Below are 22461 nucleotides of genomic sequence, written 5' to 3'. Positions count from 1 at the left end.
ACCTTAACCGCTACCATTGCCAACGGTATTTTGACAAACGATACGGACGCTGAAGGAAATGCCCTGACAGCAATTTTGGTTACAGGTCCAACAAACGGAACGCTGACTTTAAACGCAGACGGAACGTTCACTTACATTCATAACGGAAGCGAAACGACAACGGATAGTTTTACCTATAAAGCCAATGATGGAAATTCAGACAGTAACACTGTTACAGTTAACATTACCATTAATCCAATCAATGATGCCCCGGTTGCTATTGCCGATTCTTATTCGGTAAACGAAAGCGGAACCTTAACTGCTACGATTGCTACTGGTATTTTAGCAAACGATACGGATGCTGAAGGAAATACTTTAACGGCAGTTTTGGTTACAGGTCCAACAAACGGAACGCTGACTTTAAATTCTGATGGTACTTTCACTTACGTTCATAACGGAAGCGAAACGACAACGGATAGTTTTACCTATAAAGCCAATGACGGAAATGCAGACAGTAACACCGTTACAGTTAACATTACCATTAATCCAATCAATGATGCCCCGGTTGCTATTGCCGATTCTTATTCGGTAAACGAAGCCGGAACCTTAACCACTGCCATTGCCAACGGTGTTTTAGCCAACGATACGGATGCTGAAGGAAATACTTTAACAGCAGTTTTGATTACAGGTCCAACAAACGGAACGCTGACTTTAAACGCAGACGGAACGTTCACTTATGTTCATAATGGAAGCGAAACGACAACGGATAGTTTTACCTATAAAGCCAATGATGGGAATTCAGACAGTAACACCGTTACAGTTGACATTACCATTAATCCAATCAATGATGCGCCGGTTGCTATTGCCGATTCTTATTCGGTAAACGAAGCCGGAACCTTAACCGCTACGATTGCTAACGGTATTTTAGCAAACGATACGGATGCTGAAGGAAATACTTTAACGGCAGTTTTAGTTACAGGTCCAACAAACGGAACGCTGACTTTAAATTCTGATGGTACTTTCACTTACGTTCATAACGGAAGCGAAACCACAACGGATAGTTTTACCTATAAAGCCAATGACGGCAATGCAGACAGTAACACCGTTACGGTTAACATTACCATTAATCCAATCAATGATGCGCCGGTAGCTATTGCCGATTCTTATTCGGTAAACGAAGCAGGAACCTTAACCGCTACGATTGCCAACGGTATTTTAGCAAACGATACGGATGCTGAAGGAAATACTTTAAGCGCAATTTTGGTTACAGGTCCAACAAACGGAACGCTGACTTTAAACGCAGACGGAACGTTCACTTATGTTCACAACGGAAGCGAAACGACAACGGATAGTTTTACCTATAAAGCCAATGATGGAAATTCAGACAGTAACACCGTTACGGTGGACATTACCATTAACCCGGTCAATGATGCGCCGGTAGCTATTGCCGATTCTTATTCGGTAAACGAAGCAGGAACATTAACCGCTACGATTGCCACAGGTATTTTAGCAAACGATACGGACGCCGAAGGAAATGCCCTGACAGCAATTTTAGTTACAGGTCCAACAAACGGAACGCTGATTTTAAATTCTGATGGTACTTTCACTTACGTTCATAACGGAAGCGAAACGACAACGGATAGTTTTACCTATAAAGCCAATGACGGGAATTCAGACAGTAACACCGTTACAGTGGATATTACCATTAATCCGGTGAATGATGCCCCGGTTGCTATTGCCGATTCTTATTCGGTAAACGAAAGCGGAACCTTAACCGCTACGATTGCCACTGGTATTTTAGCAAACGATACGGATGCCGAAGGAAATACTTTAACGGCAGTTTTGGTTACAGGTCCAACAAACGGAACGCTGACTTTAAATTCTGATGGTACTTTCACTTACGTTCATAACGGAAGCGAAACGACAACGGATAGTTTTACCTATAAAGCCAATGACGGAAATGCAGACAGTAACACCGTTACAGTTGACATTACCATTAACCCGGTCAATGATGCGCCGGTTGCTATTGCCGATTCTTATTCGGTAAACGAAGCCGGAACATTAACCACTACGATTGCCAACGGTATTTTGACAAACGATACGGATGCCGAAGGAAATGCCCTGACAGCAATTTTAGTTACAGGTCCAACAAACGGAACGCTGACTTTAAATTCTGATGGTACTTTCACTTACGTTCATAACGGAAGCGAAACGACAACGGATAGTTTTACCTATAAAGCCAATGACGGCAATTCAGACAGTAACACTGTCACAGTTAACATTACCATTAATCCAATCAATGATGCGCCGGTGGCACAAGATGATACTAATCAGATTATTTCATCAACAGCGGGAGCAACATCAATCAATACGCTTGCGGCAACTGATGTTGACGGAACAATCAGTAATTATACGGTTCTAACTTTACCCTCAAACGGAATTTTAGCTTTATCAGGAAATGCAATTGTTGCAAATCAAGTATTGACGCCTGCAGAAGCAGCAATGATAACGTATGATCCAAGTGGAACATTCATAGGTACAGATTCGTTTACTTTTACAGCTACAGACAATTCCGGTGCAACAGCATTAGCGGCAGCAACAGTAAAAATTCCGGTAGGAAATAATGCGCCTGTAGCAAATGACGACACAAATTCAGGGATTCCTTCAAGAGCCGGAGCTACAGCAATTAATGCTTTAACTGCGACAGATACAGATGGAACCATTTTAAATTATACTGTATTAACATTGCCGGCTCAGGGAATATTGGCATTATCAGGAACAGCAGTGACCGTAAATCAAATTTTAACTCCTGCAGAAGCAGCATTGTTAACTTATGATCCAAGTGGTGCATTTTCAGGAATCGATACCTTTACTTTTACAGTAACAGATAATAGCGGAGCTCAGGATGCAACGCCGGCAGTAATTACGATTTCGGTTGATAAAACGGTATTAGTGGCCACACCAGACCCGATTGGTTCAGTAACAGGTATTAATGAAGTGGTAGAAGTCGTAAATGTTTTAACAAACGATACGCTGAACAACAATCCTTTATTACTTACAGATGTTAACCTGGATGTTTTAGTTAAAGATCCAAATAATGTAATGACACTAAGACCAGACGGAACAGTGGAATTAATTCCTAATGCTCCTGCAGGAACATACACTTTAACGTATGAAATATGCGAGAAAGCAAATCCAGGAAACTGTACTTCGGCTACAGTTTCAGTAACGGTTTTTGCTCCTAAAATTACCGTAACAGCAAGTAGTTATTGCTCAGACAATACACCTTATGTTACCTATAAAGTTGTTGCGGAAAATTTCACACCAAAAAGTTTAGTAACGATTAACTGGATTGACAGTGCCAATACTATTGTAGCAACGCAAACAAACATGCCTTTAAGTGGCAATGTATTGTGGCCCGGAGCAGTAATTGACAGTAATAATCTGCCAATTGACTGGCCGGGATGGGTATTGGTAAACGGACAATGGATTGAAGGTAATGATGGATTTGAATTAACAAGACCCGCAGTTACCATGCAGTTTACACTGAACCCAACAGAATCGGTAATCGTAAATTATCCTGCGCCATCAGCTGGTTGTAATGCAAAACCTCAATTTGGAATTGAAGCAGGAAATGATGATGATATCGCTATTGCAGACGGAATTAACGGTTCTCTTGAAATCATCAATGTTTTAGACAATGATAAATTAAACGGCGTTCCGGTTAATCCTTCAGATGTTATTTTAACGGGTAATAATTTTCCAAACGGAATCACGCTAAACAGCGACGGAACTATCGATGTAGCTCCGGGAACTAAAGGCGGAGAACACACTCTCACATATCAGATTTGTGAAAAAGCAAATGGATCAAATTGCAGTACAGCAACAATCCACATTTTTGTTCAGGTGCCGGCAATTGCACTTGTTATGAAAGTAGAATTTGATGATACTAACAATAACGAAAATGCAGAAGCAGGAGAAACTCTGACGTACACTTTTACGATTACAAATACAGGAAACGTTCCACTTCAAAACATTAGGATTTCTGATCTTTTGCCGGGAGTTGTAATTAGCGGAGGTCCGATAAGTTTAGGAATTGGCGAAAGCGATACACAGACTTTTACGGGAACGTATACTTTAACTCAGGCAGATGTCAATGCCGGAACTTTCAGCAATCAGGCAACTGTTTCGGGAGTTACCCAAAGCGGTATCAGCGTAGATGATAAATCAGATTCTAATAATGTGGGTGGTGATAATCCAACGAAAATTGAACTGAACAGTTGTAAGCTAAAAATCTTTAATGCAGTTTCTTTAAACGGAGATGAGAAAAACGAGAGATTTTATATTCAAGGAATAGAATGTTATCCAAATAATACTGTTCAGATTTTTAATCGCTGGGGAGTTTTGGTTTTCGAAAGAGAGCATTACGACAATAAGGATATTGTTTTTAAAGGTTTCTCAGAAGGAAGAACAACCGTAAAAGAATCAAATGGTTTACCAGAAGGAACATATTATTACATAGTAAGATATAGCGACAATACATCTAAACCTAAAGAAGAGGCAGGATATTTATATCTAACTAAATAATATTCTATGTTAAATAAAATGGCTTAGCTGCGGTTAAGCCATTATCCTAAAAATAAAGTAAATGAAAAAAATAGTTTTAGTTTTATTGTTTTGTTCTGCTGTAAGTTTTGCCCAGCAGGATGCGCAATTTACACAATATATGCACAATACCATTAATATAAATCCTGCTTATGCCGGTTCGCGCGGGGTAATGAGTGTTTTTGGTTTGTATCGTACACAATGGGTTGGACTTGACGGTGCACCGGAAACAAGTGCGCTATCCCTACATACACCCGTAAATAACAGCAATGTAGGATTGGGGTTTTCATTGATCAATGATAAGATTGGTCCAACAACAGAGAATAATTTTTCAGCAGATTTCTCGTATTCGATTCCAACATCTGCAACAGCAAAACTTTCATTTGGTATAAAAGGATCGGCTAATATTTTTAATCTTGATCCAAATAAATTAAGACCGGAACATCAGGGAGATCCTCAGTTTTCTGACTTTAAAAATAAGTTTTCACCAAATGTCGGAGCAGGGATTTACTACCATTCAGATAAAGGATATGTGGGATTGTCTGTACCCAATTTCATCCAGACAAACCGTTATGATGATAATGAAACAGCGATATTTAAAGAGCAGATCAATTACTATTTAATCGCCGGTTACGTATTTAATTTAGATCGTTATGAAATGATCAAATTCAAACCGGCAGTTTTGGCTAAAATGGTAGAAGGTTCTCCGCTTCAGCTCGATGCTTCGGCAAACTTTATGTTTAATGACAAATTTGTTCTGGGGGTTTCCTACAGATGGAGCGCTGCATTGAGCGCAATGGCCGGATTTCAGGTAACAAAAAGCATGTACGTTGGTTATGCTTATGATCGCGAAACAACCAAGTTAAACAATTACAATTCAGGATCGCACGAAATATTCCTGCGTTTTGAATTCTTAAATAATTATAGCCGAATAACATCACCAAGATTTTTCTAATTATGAAAATGAAGAAAATAATATATACCATTTTTTTATCATTTTTCTTTTTCAGCGGAATTGCACAAAAAGCACTTTTAAACAAAGCCGAAAAAGAATACAATGATTACGCTTACGCAGACGCCATTTCTATTTATGAAAAGCTTGCGGCTAAAGGTTACGAAGACGAAAAAATGTTTCAAAGATTAGGAAATGCTTATTATTTTAATGCCGAATTGCCAAAAGCGGTGGTTTGGTATGATAAGCTTTTTGCTATGAATGCCAATCAGGAACCGGAGTACCTTTACCGATATTCACAGGCACTAAAATCTGTGGGAGATTATACTAAAGCAGATAAAATGCTGGAGGATTTCAGTAAAAAAACAAATGCGGACAGCAGAGGGATTTTATTTGAAAACAATAAAAATTACCTGGAACAGATTAAGCTGAATTCAGGTAGATTTGACGTTTCAAATCTGTATGTAAATTCAGAAAGTTCAGATTTTGGAAGTACAGTTTTAAACAATAATTTAGTTTTTAGTTCGGCTAGAAAGATTGGAAAGAAAGATGGGAAAACCTTTAAATGGACCAATAAATCTTTTACCAATTTATATATCGCAGCAATAAAAACGGATGGGAATTTAAGTATTCCGGTGCTTTTAAATAAAGAAGTTAATTCAAAATTTAATGAATCAACTCCGGTTTTTACAAAAGACGGTAAAACGATGTATTTCACCCGAAATAACTTTTTGGATGGAAAACGCGGGAAAGACGATAAAAAAATTACGTTATTAAAATTATACAAAGCAAGTTTTGTTGATGGAAAATGGACAAATGTTGTTGAAATGCCTTTTAATAGCAATAGTTATAGTACAGCGCATCCGGCTTTAAGTTTAGATGAAAAGAAATTGTATTTCGCGTCAGATATGCCCGGAACTTTAGGGCAGTCTGATATTTACAGCGTAATAATCAATGCGGATGGAACTTTCGGGAAACCGGAAAATCTCGGAAAAAATATAAACACAGAAGGAAGAGAAACTTTCCCTTTTATTTCCGGAGACAACGAATTGTATTTTGCAAGCGACGGTCGTCCGGGACTTGGCGGACTTGATATTTTTGTTTCTAAAATTTTAGAAAATGAAACATTTGACCAGGTTCAGAATATTGGAGAACCAATCAATACAAGATTTGATGATTTTGCTTTTATAATAGATAACACTACACGTAAAGGTTATTTTTCTTCTAATAAAAAAGGAGGAAAAGGAAACGATGATATTTATAAGTTTACAGAAATCAAAAGACTGGTTTGCGAAAGAACTTTAACCGGAACTATTTTCGATAGTAAAACAAATGAAACGATAGAAGCGGCAAAGGTGACTCTGCTTGATGAAAATAATCAGGTAATTGAAGAAGTGACCACCGGAAAAGAGGGTGTTTATAGTTTTAAAGTAAACTGCAACAAAAAATACCTGATCAGAGTGGAAAGAAAACAATATTCAACCAAAGAAAGTTCGTTTAGCGTTTCGACCGGTATTGATAATACGTTAGATTTTACTTTAGAAAAAGAGAAGATAGCACTCATACAAGAGCTTCCGGAATTGGAAAAAATTAAAATAGGTACAGATTTAGGAAAAACATTAAACATTTCGATGATTTATTTTGATTTAGGAAAAGCTGTTATCACAGATGCCGCTGCGGTTGAATTAGAAAAAATATATGCTGTAATGCAGGAATATCCAAAAATGAGGATTGACATTCGTTCGCATACCGACAGCAGATCATCGGCAAAATCAAATTTGGTTTTATCCGATAAAAGAGCAAAATCTATTATGGCGTGGCTTGTAAAAAAAGGTATTGAAGCAAAACGTTTAAAAGGAAAAGGATTCGGCGAAAGCCAATTACTTAATAAATGCAAGGATGGTGTAAAATGTACAGAAGAAGAACATTTATTAAACAGAAGAAGTGAGTTTATGATTGTATCAATGTAAAAACAGAATACCTTTTTTAGTAAAACCGACAAGTTTTTAAACTTGTCGGTTTTTTTAATAGGTACATATTGATAATACAGAAGAAAGCAGGATTACTATTGTCATAAAAGAGGAAGGCAGAGGTAGGGATGAAAAAACAAAAAAACCAGCTTTTTACTCCCAAAATCGATGAGGATACTTCTAACGATACAGGTGCTTGTGCCGCCATGGCTATTTCACATAAATTATTAGTGATGACCCGATCTAAAATAGGGGTTGAAAGTAACCTGAATTCTGGATCTGTATTTTATATTGAATGGCCTTTTTCCCAGAGTAGATTAAATAAAGAAAAATCAAATTGCCGTATTTCTTTTTTTTTTTTAAATATTGAGTATGGTTCAGGAATTTTACCATATTTATTAGTAGTTGTAAATTTAGTGTTGTTAATTTGTGGCTCAATTACCTGGAAAAATACGTCATTAAGATTATGCTGTTCAGGTATAATTCCATAGTAACTTTGGAATGTGTTGACCACTTAAATTCAATTTAAAAGAACAGTCATACTTTGGAATTAATGCCACTGTATATTATTGGTCATCATTTTTTTTCTAATTTTTAGCATTACGAAATATTAATCCTGCAAATCCAAAACAAAAAAATGTTTTTACATCAAGGCAGAAGGAGAACATGGAGGCATAATGTGCAGATCGCATCGTTACTTTCTTTTGTTGCCGGAATGGTAAACGTTGCAGGTTTTTTTGCTGTTGCAACACTTACCACTAATATTACAGGGCACTTTGCCTTCTTTGTTGACGAAGTTTTTAAACTAAATTTCTGGAAAGCTTTTATTTACTTTCTCTATATATTCTTTTTTTTCCTTGGCTCTTTCTTTTCGAGCTTTTTAGTCGAACTAATTTCACGAAAGAATGAAAAGTATGTTTATGTAGTGCCTACTTCTATCGAAAGCTTAATACTGCTTTTAATTGCTGTTTTTGGAGGAAGCTTAATTGATTACAACCCTAATTTAATTGCCTGCAGCCTGCTTTTTGCAATGGGGCTGCAAAATTCCCTGGTTACAAGAATTTCCAATGCGACGGTAAGAACAACACACCTGACCGGGCTGTTTACCGATATGGGAATCGAACTCTCTCAATTGTTCTTTTATAGAGAAAAGGAATTAAAAGAAAAACTTTTTTCCTCAATAAAATTACGCCTTACGATAATCAGTTTCTTTTTTGCAGGCGGAATTACAGGCGGGGTGCTGTATTCTAAAATCGGGCTAACTTCACTATTGTATTCTGCACTACTTCTTATTTTTGGAATTATCTATGACAATCTGAAATTAAAAATCAAATTGATACAAAGAAGATACAGATAGTAGTCCCATCATTTCTTGCGTTTTAGTTACAGGATATGCCAGGATGAGACAGGTATAGAAAAAAATTTCAGATTCAGTCTCGATTTTTCGTAGTGGTTCTGACGCATTGGAAATACCTTTTTACCTTAGGAATTTTAACACTAACAAAAAATGAATACTAAAGATCATAGCGAACCAAAATCTATTCTTCGGGTGATGAATTTTAAATTAAGGAGCTGTAATTAATTACCGTGACATTGAAGAAAGAATGAAAATTAGGCAGGTGCTTGTAGATCATACCAAGATCCGGTGCTGGGTTTATAAGTTTATACATTTCATTGAATCAGAGGCGAATAAGGAAAAAGGCAGAGTGGGGGCAAGTTGGAGATTGGATGGAACCTATAGCAAAATAAAAGGTACTTGGTGTTATTTATATCGAGCTTTAGATAAATTAGGTAATACAGTAGACTTTCTTTTGGACAGAAAAATACAGAGATGGAGTGCTTACTTAATTCTAATTAAATCAATTCGTAAGAACTACAAGTCAGGAGTAATAAACATTTATAAAAGTGGCTCTAATACTACCGCTATCAAAGTCTACAACAAGCGTTCGTTATCAAAGATTAAACCCAGGCTGTAAATCTTCCTTTAAGTTGGCAACATGTTTTTTTATTTTGATTACTTATTGTTGTAATTTCACACATGTGACAGAATCTTGGTACTTCTACCAAGAGGGTTTTAATATTGCGAATCGTTTATGATTTTCCGGATTTTAGTTTGTATGAATATTCATGTCTGTTTATCCATTTCGTCTCCCCTGTAAATTGGACATCTTTTCTTTTTTTGAAAGCTGTTTTACTAATAGTGTAAGTGTATCTTAATATGGCTGGTTTATTATCATTTCCATCTTTACCTGGTTTTTCAGTAATAATTTCAATTTCGCCATTTTCTAGTTTTTTTCTTAGTTTTATTAATTCATTATCAATATATCTACCGTTAGATGAAATTGTTAGAGTATCAACTGAATTTGCACTCGGTTCTTTTGGATAAATATTTGATAAAATAAATTTATTTGTTTTATCAAGTCTCTTAATTTCTAATTCTGCTGCCATCGTATAGGGTTTGCCTGATGAATAGTCAAGATATGTCAGAGTACCTTGCCAGGTACCAACCAATAATTTAAAGTCGCTTGCAGAAGTTTTATTATTTTCTTGTGCATTACTTAAGGAGATATAAAGTAGCACAATAATAATACTTAAAGTTGTTTTTAATTTTCTCATTTTTTTCAATTTTATTTTGTACTTATTACCAATACGTATTATAAAAAGTGCAGTTTAGCAGTGCTGATTTATAATGGGTTAATCCACATTCTTTTTTATTAGGGATCAATTTATCTCAATCAGTACATGTACATTTGTGCGAATAAATATATTAAAAATTTAAACTTATTTCAGATTTTTTATTCGCAATATTTTTGAATTCATTTTCAATAATTTTTGCTTATTCCTGGTTACTATAATGCTCAATTTTGAGGACCGGGATTTGTTTACTTTACAGGTAAAGAGTAAAAAATCGTTTTGCATATTATTTCACGTATTTATCATTTCCTGTTTTAATGAGATATCTTTAAATACCTTCTTATACTAAATTTAAGAACATTCTTTTACAAGTTGTTTTTAAACAGACGATAGCATTAACACTCTACATTTATTTAATATATTCAGACCTAAATTTGGCAAGTATTAATTTTTCGTGGTTCTATTTTCGAAAATATCACTGTGCCACGATTTTGCCACAAAACCAATACTGGCGAAATATCTTCAAAAACTGCCTTAAGTATTTACGGCAATAAACTATCCATTCCAGCTTTTATAAAAACACGTAAAACTACCTACATTCATTTGCAGGAGAAAATTTAGTTTTGTAAGGATATACTATCAATAGAAGGCTAACCATTGCGCTCTTTTGGCTGTTGTAGTATGCGTAATATGAACGATTTACTATTAAATAGCGTAACAAACCAATAATTACTAAATATGGACAACAAAAAACGAATCATTGAAAAACCTACTGCAAACAACGTAAAATGTTGGGACAGTAGTGGCAGTACTGAAATGGTGACACAGCGTCTTAAAGAGATGTTTGTAGAAATGGGTCAAAAAACCCGAATCGAAAAAGGGCAAAACCCGGCCGAACGTGCTGTTTTTAGAAAACAACATGGTATCACTTATGGACAATTCGTAATCAATGAGGATATTCCTGAAAAATTCAAAAAAGGTATTTTTGCCGGCTCTCTTTATGAGTGTGCTGTTCGTTTCTCCAGTGACACAGGAACTACTTCACCTGACTTACATTCGACTATTGGAGTGGGTTTAAAATTGTTTGGAGTGGAAGGACCAAAGCTTTTTGGGGAAGGTCCTACCGCCGATTTCATTTTTCAGAATATCGATCGCTTTTTTGCTCGTGATGCACAACAAATGTGTACGTTTACTACTGCAGGTGTTATTGATAGGGATTATGATGCTTATATCAACAAACATCCTGAATTAGCTAGTATTTTACAAGCTATGCAGAAAGAAGAAGCGAGTGTGTTAAGTACTGGTTATTGGGCTATTTTGCCTTTTCAACTGGGAGAAAATCAAATTGTTAAGTATCGTTTGGTTCCAGATGATATTTATAAAGGGGCACCTTTTGATGATGATAATTATTTACGATTGGATTTAGAAAGACGTTTACGCAATGGAGCTGCTACTTTCAGATTTGAAATCCAATTGCGTACGAACGAAGCAACCATGCCCCTTAATGATGCACAGGCAGTTTGGAGTACAGAGGAAAGTCCGTACATCTGTATTGCAAGGTTGCATTTACCTCAACAAGATGTAACTGCGATTGGTCAGTCTGAATTTGGAAGCAATCTTTCCTTCAATATTTGGAGAACTTTAGAAGCTCATAAACCTATAGGCTCAATTGCAGAGGCTCGTAAAACAGTTTATGCTGCTAGTGCTGAAGCAAGGCATCAAGCCAATGGACAACAGCTACAAGAACCTAATGCCATAAATCCACATTTTAGGGGCAATACAGACGAGGATAGTAATTGTATTGTTAGAGCCGGTATTTATCCCCCTATTGGTGTGATGCGCGTGGGAAATAGTGAAGAAGAGTATTTTATAGGCCCTTTAGTAGATGAACCAGAAGCAAAAGAGGATGTTTATGCTTATCGTGATAAAACTGGAGCGATAAAACGTCAGGCCGCACAATTTCGAATTTATGGTTTCAATGCTGCTGGAAAAGCTATTAAGGAGTTAACTATGGATAATGCTAAAATTACTTGGCATTCGCATTTGGCCAATCAAAAATCATCTTGGTATCAATTTCAAATTGCCTTAGATATTCCGGATGCAACCGCTCCTAATGTTCCTCCTTCTTTATTAAGAAATATTGATGTAAGAGACCGCAGCCAGTTATTGATTGATGGCGGGGGAGAAAGTATTTCAAAACCTAATATCACTGAAGGAAAAAAATTCATGGGAAAATTCATGGGCAAATCGGTTTATTTAGGAGAAATGCACACCGACGAAAAAGGACGTTTAGTAATGCTGGGTGGTCACGGTAAATCGAAAAACATCAATGGAGACAGAGCCATTACCTTTGCCAACAATGAAGGTTGGTACGATGATATGTCAGATGGCCCTGTTACCGCCACAGTAGAATATGAAGGAGTGACTCTTAATGTAGATCCTGCCTGGGTGATTTGCGCTCCGCCAGATTATGCTCCTATGCAAAAATCGGTGCGTACTATGTGGGATTTAATGCGCAGTGTTGCTGTAGAATCAGGAATGTTAGTAAGACCTGCAAGACCTTCTTTCTGTAAAGATATCTTGCCTATTTTTGAAAGAATGACCAATTTACAATGGGTAAATGCAGGATTTGCAGCTGCTTTTGGATGGGGTGGACAATTTAATTATACCAGTGTAGCATGGGTAAAAAAACTAAATGATCCGTCTTCTGCCAACTTAGAAATGCGTCGTACTATTTCCAATAATTTCCGTAGGTTTGATCAATCTGGTGCTGAAGCTCCGCAGCTATGGCCTTGGTTATATGGCGATGCAGTTGCCATTCCAACACTAGGTTCTGTGCGTCAGCATTCCACCTTATCGCATTTGCAATTGCAGTTTTTAGATCAATGGGTCGAAGGTGATTTTGATGCTGATTTTGTTGATAAAACAGGCTGTCCTTATATTCCACCTGTTAAAAAAATTGATGATTATCCTATTGCTGAACAACCCGACATGCTAACCAAAGCTGCCATGGATTTCTGCCTGGCAGATGCTTTTCATCCGGGTTGTGAAATGACTTGGCCTATGCGAACTTCCGGTATGTATATGGCTCCTTTCCGATTGAAACACGCTCCTAAAACACCAAAAACCGATTACCATTATTATGGTTCTACTATGAATAGTGATGTTTTGACCTTACCTGCCGGTCCTCTATTAGGGGGTCAGGTACCAGGTGGTGTGACAAGATGGATGGCTATTCCCTGGCAAACTGATACGTCAAGCTGCAGAGATGGTTATACGACGGCATACGATCCTTATCTGCCAACATTTTGGCCTGCCAGAGTTCCTAATAATATTTTGAGTGAAGAACGTTACAAAGAAACTTTAGATCCTAACTTAGATGAAGAAACCCGCAGAGAAGCTTTTGCATATCGTTATTTTTGGCTGGATGATTTGCCTTTAGATGGAGAAGCACCAACACAAACCAATCAGATTAATGCAATGGTGAAGTATTTTGACAAGTTAGCGATTGTGCAGCCGCGTCCGGGGGTGTCTGATAATCCTAATTTCCCACCAGAAATGCAAATTGGTGTAATTCCTAATGAGGAACAAAACCAACTGTTGTTACAAGAGACAGAAATTCGATTAAGAAAAATCTTAAATGACAACAAGCACTTGGATAAGAAAGAAGAATCTTTATTATATACTACTTTGGAACATTTGTCTAACGAAGGTTTGTTTACTGAACAAGTGGTAATCGAAAGCACTCGTGAGCAACTGTTAGAATTGGTTCAGGACGAATTGGTTCAGGATGAAGCTTTAACAAGTGAAGTTCAAAAACTAGTTGATTTATTAGCTTCTAAAGCACATAAATTCACCAAAACAAGAACTGTTCCGCATTCCAGACAACCTCGAAAAGAGGTGGGCGTTCCTGAACAGTTGGTTCGTTTCCAGCGTTTTATTCCAAAAAAATATTAGATTTGGCAACAGGAAAAACAGATATATTAATTATAGGTGGCGGCATTGCAGGTTGCATTGCCGCCATTTCTTTGATAGATAGCTATCATGTAACATTAGTTGATAAACTTCCTGAACCTGCCGAGCGCATTGGAGAATCTCTGGCCCCTGCTTCGCAACGCATTCTAAAACAATTGGATTTATTGGAGGGTTTGGAAAACCAGGCAGGCACTTTGTACCGGAAAAGTGTCGGTATGCAGTCCTATTGGGGAAGCGACCAGGTGCATTTAGTAGACGATTTAAGAAACCCTGATGGGTTCGTTAAAAATTTGGACCGCCAGGCTTTTGAAGCCTATTTGAGAAGGGTTGCAGAAACTAGAGGTGTACATTGTTTGTGGGGTTCCAAACTGCATAGTAGTTCTTATGAAAATTCTCGTTGGCAGGTGCAACTAAGAGCTAGTGCCAGCCCATTATCAATTGCTACAATTTCAGCTTCTTTTGTTATTGACGCTAGTGGGCGTCAGGCTCATTTTGCAAAGAGCTTGGGCATTAAACGACAATTGGAAGATAAATTGGTCGCTTGTTGGGTTACTCTGCCGAATTGCAGAACAAATACCATGAGTACCATTTCTGCCAGTGAAAACGGGTGGTGGTACAGTGCTGTCATTCCTGGTGACAAACGGGTGGTCGCTTTTCATACCGATGCTGATTTAGTAGCTAAAAATGAGTTAAAAACGACTGCCTCATTTTTGGAATTGGCAAAAGAAAATCCTGTTATTTTGTCTTTACTAAACGAACATGAAGATGCTATTGTTTTTAAAGGTCCGGTTGCCGCTAATTCAACTAAATTAAAACAAGTAGCCGGGCAGCAATGGGTTGCTTTAGGGGATGCAGCACTAAGTTTTGACCCATTATCTTCGCAAGGGATGTACAATGCAATGGCGAGTGCTATGCAACTGCAAACTTTACTATTAAAGCATGGGTTTACTGAAACACTTCAAAAAATACATACAGAACAAACAGAGCACATTTGGCACCATTACCTAAAACACAAAAGTATTTTTTATCAGGCAGAAACCAGGTGGAAAACAGCTCCTTTTTGGCTGAGACGGTTTTGATGTTTTCCTTTAGAGTGGTGGTTATACAATGCAAACAGTAGTTTTATAACAGTATAAATGCAAACAAAAAGTAGAGGAAAAGTGAAGCTGCATTTTTGTAATTACAAATTTCGGTTTGCTTACGCACTGAAAGTAAAATGTTAAAAAAGCTAAAACTTAACTTTATTCAGTTTTTTAAAATCAAAATTATTTTAGAGAAAATTTCTTTATTGAAAATAAATAAGGCGTTCACGAGATTTTGGGTTCTGTCGCATCTAAAGCTACGTTTTAACTTTGCCTTTTTCAAATTCTTAAACTCATCAATACAAAAGGCCATTGTTACCCAAAGTATATTATTCTGCAGACAGTATATTTTAAGCTTAGCATCTTTTTCGGAATCGTTCACTATTCTTCCCATACCATAAAAACTAGATTGATGTGCTTGAGATTTGTCAATTGATTTCTTATTATATGTCAATATCGATATCAATATCCCGGCCTAATTTTGTACTTCAATTAAAATTTAAATAAATGAAGACTTACTCCGATAAAATTAAAAAATTGGCTTTTACAGCTATAATAATTTTGACAACGCAAATAAGCGTGCATGCACAACAATCAACACTGATTCAGGATAAAAACAGCACACCGCTTGTTTTGTGCATAAAATTTAAAACCACTCCGGAAAATGCCGAAGGATTTAAGAATGTATTAATTAAACTTTTCGACACCATTAGCCATGAACAGAATTTTGTTGCCGCAGATCTGCATCAGGCTATACGTAAACCCGAAGAATTTCTTGTTTATGAAACATGGAATGATACTGTATCCCATTTCATCAATGTTCAGATGAAAAAGACATATGCTGTCGAGTTTGAGAAAGTTTTAAAGCAAATGAATGTTGAGCGCTCTCCGGAGGCTTATACTTCATTTGGACACTTGACTAAAAAATAATTGGAAGAAACTTTTTCGCAGTTTACGGTAATTGCAAAAGGAAATACAATATTCAACCTGCTTAAATTAGATAAAAATGAGTACTAAAACACCTAAAGAACTGCTTGTCAGTTATCTTGAAAATATCAACAATCCAGATACAGTAATAGAATTATTTGCAGATGATGCTACTATTGAACTTCCATATCTTAAAAGTCTGGGAATGCCATGGCAGATGCAAGGTAAAAATGTCATACTAGAATTTCTGCAAAATCTTCCGAATATGTTTCCTGGTTTTAAATTTGAAAATGTTCAAATTCTTATTGATACACCAGATCAGGTATTTGGAGAATATGATGTTCATTGTACCAACGGAAAGACAGGACTTCCCTACGATCAGTCCTATATGGGCAGATTAGTGGCCGATAAGGGAAAAATTAAATTGCTTCGAGAAGCTTTGAACATGGCAGAGGTTGCAAAAAGCTTCTTCCCTGAAGCGGCAACTTATCTGCCCTTTGAATAACTAAATGATACTTTTTATTTAGTCAGTTTAAATTTCTACTATAAACACAAAAAGCATGTTTTTAAAACCAACCCGGATTTTAAATTTTGTATTTCAAAATTAAATCGGAACAGGTTAATAATGCTCTTATTATAGAATTTGACTCTCTTATGAACATATCAAAATACTATTATTTTTTAACATAAAACACACAACAATGAACGATAAATTATTTTCTGAATACAAATTGGGAGACCTTACTTTAAAAAATCGTATTGTGATGGCACCAATGACAAGAGGGCGTGCCACCAATCCTGAACTTATGGCCACTGACCTAATGGCAACTTATTATAAACAACGCGCATCGGCAGGTCTTATTATTACAGAAGGATGCTGGGTAAGCCCGGATGCTATTGGATATATTAATGTACCCGGTATTTACACTGATAACCAAACCAAAGCCTGGAGTAATGTTGTTGATGCGGTACATGATGCGGGAGGTAAAATATTTCTTCAGATTTCGCATGTGGGCTCTGTTAGTCATCCGGATCATCTGAACGGGAAACTGCCTCTTGGACCTTCTGCTATTAATCCAAATGAGCAAACATATACACCTGACGGGTTTAAAGATACTCTTGTACCGCTCGAAATGACAGTTGAGGACATTAAAGGCATTATTGAAGATTTTCGCACCGCAAGCCTTAATGCAAAAAAGGCAGGTTTTGACGGAGTAGAAATTCACGGAGCTCATGTGTATCTGTTTCCTGAATTTTTGAGTTCGGAGACTAATAAACGAACAGATTCTTATGGCGGATCTGCAGAAAACAGAAGCCGTTTTGTAATCGAACTTCTGGAAGCTGTAACCAGCGTTTGGGGAAAAGGAAGAGTAGGATTGAAAATTAGTCCTGCCACAAGTTCCGGAACGTTAAAACCTAATGCGGATACTGAGCCCACTTTTCGTTATTTAGCACAGGCGCTCAATCAATTTGATCTTGCTTATCTTCATGTTTTAGGACCTATGGAATCGGTTGCCGATACTCCGGCAGAAGCATTTCAGGATGTCGCTTCTTATTTTCGACCATTATACAATGGCACTCTTATGATTGGCGGTGGACTTGATTCAGAAAAAGGAGAAAAACTTTTACGCTCAGGCAATGCTGATCTTATTGCGTTTGGTTTGCCGTTTATTGCTAACCCTGATTTAGTAGAAAGGTATCGTACTGGAGCTGCACTATCTCTTCCTAACACGGATCTTTTATATACTGGTGGTGTTGAAGGTTACACTGATTACGAGACATTCAAGGAAAATTAAGTATTATCATATTTATTAAAACGAAGTAAAACTCTTAAGCTATTTAAGAGTTTTTTTATTTAGGAAAGTTAAGTAACATAAATTGTTGCCCGTTTCTGTAAAAAAATAAGATTAGGAAAAATGGTTAACATATCAGGAATATATGCCTAATGTGTAATGATGTAGGATTTGCAACTTTGTATCGTCAAAAATGACAAATAAAAATTAAAAAATAAAGACATGAAAATATTTAAATCGTTAAAAGGCTTAGCTGCAATTGCGGTCCTGGCTTTAAGTTCTGTTATTACTCAAAGTACCTTTGCACAGGAACAAATCAGTAAAAACGTGTGATTTAATAATAAAAGCATCGAAAACAAAGAAATAAGATTTATAAATAATTTCAGGATTTACTGATGAGAAGCACGATTTTTGTCGAATTACTTAAAAACTAAAATTCGTTTAATGAGTCATTCGAATACGATGCCATTTTTAAAAGTAAATTCATTTAGTTATTGTTTTATCTTTACGGTTGTAATTAAACTTCATTTTAATTAAGATTTATATGTTTGAGATTTTTGCTCAATACTTGCAAAGTAAAATAGAACTCAGTGATCAGGAACTAAAAATGATCGAGGACGTTTGCGTGGTACGAAAACTTAGAAGAAATCAGTATCTGTTGCAAGAGGGGGATATTTGGCGGTATAACGCTTTTATAACCAAAGGTTGTTTGAGGACCTATAGTATAGACGACCGCTCTGCTGAGCATGTTCTGAACTTTGCCATTGAAAATTACTGGATAGGTGACAGGGAAAGCCTTCTAAATGGCACACCATCCCGCTTTAATATTGATGCCATAGAAGATAGTAGCTTGTTATTAATCAGTAAGGAAAATTTTGCTGGACTTATGAAAAGCATACCGCAATTTCAGGATTTGGTTAATTTAATAATCGAACGAAGTTTTGTGGCAAGCCAGGATCGTATCAATAACAGTATCAGCCTTAATGCAGAAGAAAAATATGTTCGATTTATTGAGAAACAGCCACAAATTGCTTTACGGGTTCCGCAGCACATGATTGCCTCCTACTTAGGAATGACTCCCGAAACGCTGAGCAGAATAAGAAAACAGAATTCAAAAAAATAATCTGGATATACAATTCCAACCAATGAGGCACTTGATATATATCAAGTGCTTTTTTATTTTATATCAATTGTTTGCAGCCTTATTGAAATTATTTTTGTGTACTACTTCACTGCATAAAGAGGATCATCTTAAAAATTTCACTAGTAGTATAATTTAATGGAAACGACAAAAATAGCGGAGGGAAATATGGAACGGAGCATTATTTATCAGGCGTGGCTCTTACAAAACAGGAAAATCAGCGATCTTGTTCGCAAGCTTAATGATGAAGATTTGACAAAGGATGTTGCTTTTGGAAGAAACAGCGGACTTTATCTTTTGGGGCATTTGATTGCCAGTAATGATCTGTTGATGCCCCTTTTTGATTTTGGAGAAAAAATGTATCCCGAGTATGAGAAAATTTTCTTGTGCTGTCCTGACAAATGTGCTCAGAATTTTCCAGCTGTCAAAGAGGTAAAATCGCATTGGTTTGCCTTAAATGAACACCTGAATCTTAAATTTGCCTCGATAGATAAAAAACAATGGATAATTGAGAGCGATAAATCGTATCACCAGTTAAAAGCGATGCTAACTATTGTAAATCATCAGTGTTATCACCTGGGGCAGCTTGCTTTTCTCTTGTAGTACGAGTTACGTAAATTATGAAGCCTTGATATTTTCCTAAAGCAAACCGAAAGTAATCAAACTATCCCTTCGGCACCTTCACTTACCGGACGTGCTCCCACTCGGCAGTTCCTGGATAAGTGGCGACAAAACCCGGACATATAGAATTAATCTTAATGGCAGAATTCCTAAATTTTTATTCTTTGACGCCTATATTTAATCACGATCTTCCTTTAATTTTTTTTATAAGTAAGTAAAATTTAGTCAGTTGTGAAATTGTAAAAAAAAGTTAAAATTTTATTTTGTTTAATTTTTTTGAAATTTTGTTAAACAAAATTAATTAACTTAGCGATATAAATTATAAAAAATATCTTATGAAAACAATCAAAATTAAATTACTTGTTTTTTTAGCTTTAATTGCTTTAGTCAGTATTTCGTGTAACAATGATGATGATACCCCATCACAACAACCTCAAACAATCGCATCAATTGCTAAGGCAAACTCTAATCTTAGTTCTTTGGTTGCTGCTTTGGAAAAAGCAGGTCTCACTGCCACGTTGAACTCCTCCGGTTCTTATACCGTTTTTGCACCTACTAATACGGCTTTTAGTGCTTTTTTGTCTGCTAATGGTTATGCCAATCTTGATGCAGTTCCTGCAGCAGCTTTAAAAGAAATTTTACTCAATCATGTTTTAAGTACAAAAGTTAAGTCAACTGAAATTACAACTGGTTATGTTAAAACGTTAGCCAAGGGAGGCGCATCCGCTACAAATACGATCAGTATGTATATTGAAAAGGGGACAGCTGTTGATATTAATGGAGGGAAAACAAATGGGGGCGGCACGGTAACTACTGCAGACATTGAAGCCTCGAACGGAGTCATTCATATTGTTGACGGCGTTATTGCACTTCCTACCATTGTGAATCATGCTATTGCCAATAAGAATTTTACAACTCTTGTAGCAGCCCTGACCTATAATCCTGCATCGGGTTTTGCAGGCATATTATCAGGAACAGCCAGCTCGCCTTTTACTGTTTTTGCGCCTACAAATGCGGCTTTTACCAGTTTTTTAACTGAAACTGGATTTTCCGGACTTCCTGCTATTCCGGCAAATGTTCTGGAAACAACTTTAAAATACCATGTTGTTGCCGGAGCAAATGTGCAATCATCAGCTTTAACAAACGGGCAGGTTGTAAGTACTTTTGCAGGACAAAACTTTACCATTGGCCTGACTGGCGGAGCAAAAATTACAGATGCAAGTGACAGAGTAAGTACTATTGTCGCTACAGATGTGCAATGTTCAAATGGAATAATTCATGTAATTGACAAAGTTTTATTGCCTGAATTTTAATTACAGTAAAACTGTATTTTAAGCGGGCATTAAAAAAAAAATTGAATCTTTTTTAATAAAGCGATTAAGTTAAAGTTTATTTTTCTTAATCGCTTTTTAGCATCAATTTGGATGAAAAGGGAGAAATCATTTTTTGCAGGTTCAACGGATGAAGCTAAAAAGATTAATATAAATAAAACAAAAATGAAGAATCTTAAGGGTAAAATAATGCTGCCAGTTTTCATAGATGCTCAAAATGATGTTATGAGTAACGGGTTTCAGGCACTATCGGCTAATTTATTACCTGTATCTGGTGCTTCGGGCAATGGTGTCAATGTAATTATTTCATTAGTAGATAATTGTATGCCGAATGGTCAAAATAAATTTCTCACAATGAGCAGAGCTGTATACTGTATAAAATAGCATTAAGATGAAATTTGTGCAATTATTGTTAGTAACCTCTATTGCTCTGGCATCTTTTTGTAAAGAGCCAGGCATAGATTTGGAAATTATTAGAGCTAATTATCAGAAAGCTATTTCAAATAAAAAACTTTGTCAAACAATGATTGAAAATCTGAACTCAGATAATGATAAAGACAGTGTGAAATTGGCTTATTTAGGTGCATTTCAGACAATATGGGCCAAACATACCATTAATCCTCTTTCAAAGTTTGCTACTTTTAAAAAAGGTAAAAAAAATATTGAAGAGGCTGTGAAATTAGATCCGAAAAATTTAGAAATTAGAATTATTAGGTTATCCGTTCAGACTAATTGTCCCTCATTTTTGGGATATAGAAATAGTATTGAAGAAGATAAAAGAATGATTCAGTCTCAAAATAAGAACATTGTATCTGTTTATTTGAAAAAAATGATTTCAGATCTTATCTGAAAAAAATGATTTCAACTCCATCGAATCCTGTAATTATTTGAAAAGATGAAACAAAAGGTTCTGTGTTTTAAAACCTTTAAATATACTCTTTAAACGGAAAATTTCAAAAAAGCCATCTTAACTTTTTGTAGCAAAAAAAATATTCATTCCAACTTAATAAAGCATATAAAGCCGCTTGCAAATTAAGCGTATAGTTCGTTTTAAATTTGCTTTAAGAGGAATTTTTATTGCTATATTCAAACCATTACTGGTTAATATAAGTATGCTTACAAATCCTATTTCTAAATTTATTTTTGTTTTTATTTTATGCTAAAAATTAACAATATTGATTTGTTTTATTCAGTAAAGCTTTATTTTTTATAAATTAAATTCATATAAAAAGAATAATTAGTGAATTAAGTTCAGTAAAATTGTGTGATTTATTTTGTTGAATCATTTTTTTTTATACTTTTGATAAAATAAATCTACTGCTTTGATTTCTAGGAAAATAAATAAAATTTTAAAAACTAAATCTCTTACTTTAAGAGGTCTTCAGCCTATTTTTAATTGTTGAAGAAATTATGCGAAACTTTGCTTGTTTAAAAGCTTCTCGTTTTACATT

17 protein-coding genes are annotated in these 22461 nt (G+C 35.9%); 16 read left to right on the top strand and 1 reads right to left on the bottom strand.

The window, feature by feature from the left end; all coding sequences use genetic code 11:
- The 6 genes from GJU43_RS05175 to GJU43_RS23235 form a co-directional block, all read left to right on the top strand.
- On the top strand, positions 1 to 4566 hold a 4566-nt coding region (locus tag GJU43_RS05175), incomplete at its 5' end, for an Ig-like domain-containing protein (RefSeq protein ID WP_154339755.1).
- Between the two features lie 61 nt (positions 4567 to 4627).
- Positions 4628 to 5539, top strand: a complete 912-nt coding sequence (locus tag GJU43_RS05170; protein ID WP_154339754.1) for a type IX secretion system membrane protein PorP/SprF — start codon at positions 4628 to 4630, stop codon at positions 5537 to 5539.
- A gap of 2 nt (positions 5540 to 5541) precedes the next feature.
- Complete coding sequence (locus tag GJU43_RS05165) at positions 5542 to 7506, top strand: OmpA family protein (RefSeq protein ID WP_154339753.1); 1965 nt, start codon at positions 5542 to 5544, stop codon at positions 7504 to 7506.
- 128 nt (positions 7507 to 7634) lie between these two features.
- A complete protein-coding gene (locus GJU43_RS05160) occupies positions 7635 to 7997 on the top strand; it encodes a hypothetical protein (RefSeq protein WP_154339752.1) in 363 nt (120 codons plus the stop codon).
- A gap of 146 nt (positions 7998 to 8143) precedes the next feature.
- Entirely contained in the window at positions 8144 to 8863 is a 720-nt protein-coding gene (locus GJU43_RS05155) for a YoaK family protein (RefSeq protein WP_154339751.1), read from the top strand.
- Between the two features lie 247 nt (positions 8864 to 9110).
- Complete coding sequence (locus GJU43_RS23235; protein ID WP_154339750.1) at positions 9111 to 9482, top strand: DDE-type integrase/transposase/recombinase; 372 nt, start codon at positions 9111 to 9113, stop codon at positions 9480 to 9482.
- Positions 9483 to 9597: 115 nt separating this feature from the next.
- On the opposite strand, the gene GJU43_RS05145 is transcribed toward GJU43_RS23235, so the two are convergent.
- Positions 9598 to 10122: a hypothetical protein gene (locus GJU43_RS05145; protein WP_154339749.1), complete on the bottom strand. Its 525-nt coding sequence runs from the start codon at positions 10120 to 10122 to the stop codon at positions 9598 to 9600.
- An 834-nt stretch (positions 10123 to 10956) separates the two neighbouring features.
- Between GJU43_RS05145 and GJU43_RS05140 the strand changes: the two genes are divergently transcribed.
- From GJU43_RS05140 to GJU43_RS05095, 10 genes are all read left to right on the top strand, one after another.
- Positions 10957 to 14097: a LodA/GoxA family CTQ-dependent oxidase gene (locus GJU43_RS05140; RefSeq protein ID WP_229655004.1), complete on the top strand. Its 3141-nt coding sequence runs from the start codon at positions 10957 to 10959 to the stop codon at positions 14095 to 14097.
- Positions 14098 to 14099: 2 nt separating this feature from the next.
- The gene (locus GJU43_RS05135) at positions 14100 to 15194 is read left to right on the top strand and encodes an NAD(P)/FAD-dependent oxidoreductase (RefSeq protein ID WP_154339747.1); all 1095 of its coding nucleotides are present in this window, start codon (positions 14100 to 14102) and stop codon (positions 15192 to 15194) included.
- Between the two features lie 510 nt (positions 15195 to 15704).
- A complete protein-coding gene (locus GJU43_RS05130) occupies positions 15705 to 16127 on the top strand; it encodes a putative quinol monooxygenase (protein ID WP_154339746.1) in 423 nt (140 codons plus the stop codon).
- 76 nt (positions 16128 to 16203) lie between these two features.
- On the top strand, positions 16204 to 16629 hold the full coding sequence (locus GJU43_RS05125; RefSeq protein WP_154339745.1) for a nuclear transport factor 2 family protein: 426 nt from the start codon (positions 16204 to 16206) through the stop codon (positions 16627 to 16629).
- 196 nt (positions 16630 to 16825) lie between these two features.
- Entirely contained in the window at positions 16826 to 17920 is a 1095-nt protein-coding gene (locus GJU43_RS05120; protein WP_154339744.1) for an alkene reductase, read from the top strand.
- Between the two features lie 541 nt (positions 17921 to 18461).
- Positions 18462 to 19040 carry a Crp/Fnr family transcriptional regulator gene (locus GJU43_RS05115; protein WP_154339743.1) on the top strand — a complete coding sequence of 193 codons (579 nt, stop codon included), beginning with the start codon at positions 18462 to 18464 and terminating at the stop codon, positions 19038 to 19040.
- A 156-nt stretch (positions 19041 to 19196) separates the two neighbouring features.
- Positions 19197 to 19661, top strand: a complete 465-nt coding sequence (locus GJU43_RS05110) for a DinB family protein (protein ID WP_154339742.1) — start codon at positions 19197 to 19199, stop codon at positions 19659 to 19661.
- Between the two features lie 353 nt (positions 19662 to 20014).
- The gene (locus GJU43_RS05105; protein ID WP_154339741.1) at positions 20015 to 20992 is read left to right on the top strand and encodes a fasciclin domain-containing protein; all 978 of its coding nucleotides are present in this window, start codon (positions 20015 to 20017) and stop codon (positions 20990 to 20992) included.
- Between the two features lie 111 nt (positions 20993 to 21103).
- The gene (locus GJU43_RS05100) at positions 21104 to 21394 is read left to right on the top strand and encodes a hypothetical protein (protein ID WP_154339740.1); all 291 of its coding nucleotides are present in this window, start codon (positions 21104 to 21106) and stop codon (positions 21392 to 21394) included.
- Between the two features lie 7 nt (positions 21395 to 21401).
- The gene (locus tag GJU43_RS05095) at positions 21402 to 21860 is read left to right on the top strand and encodes a hypothetical protein (RefSeq protein WP_154339739.1); all 459 of its coding nucleotides are present in this window, start codon (positions 21402 to 21404) and stop codon (positions 21858 to 21860) included.
- Positions 21861 to 22461 lie beyond the last annotated feature (601 nt).

The organism is Flavobacterium sp. LC2016-23 (assembly GCF_009674775.1).
GTDB lineage: Bacteria > Bacteroidota > Bacteroidia > Flavobacteriales > Flavobacteriaceae > Flavobacterium.
The sequence above is the reverse complement of the archived record's forward strand: the minus strand, read 5'-3'. Positions and strand labels throughout refer to the sequence as shown.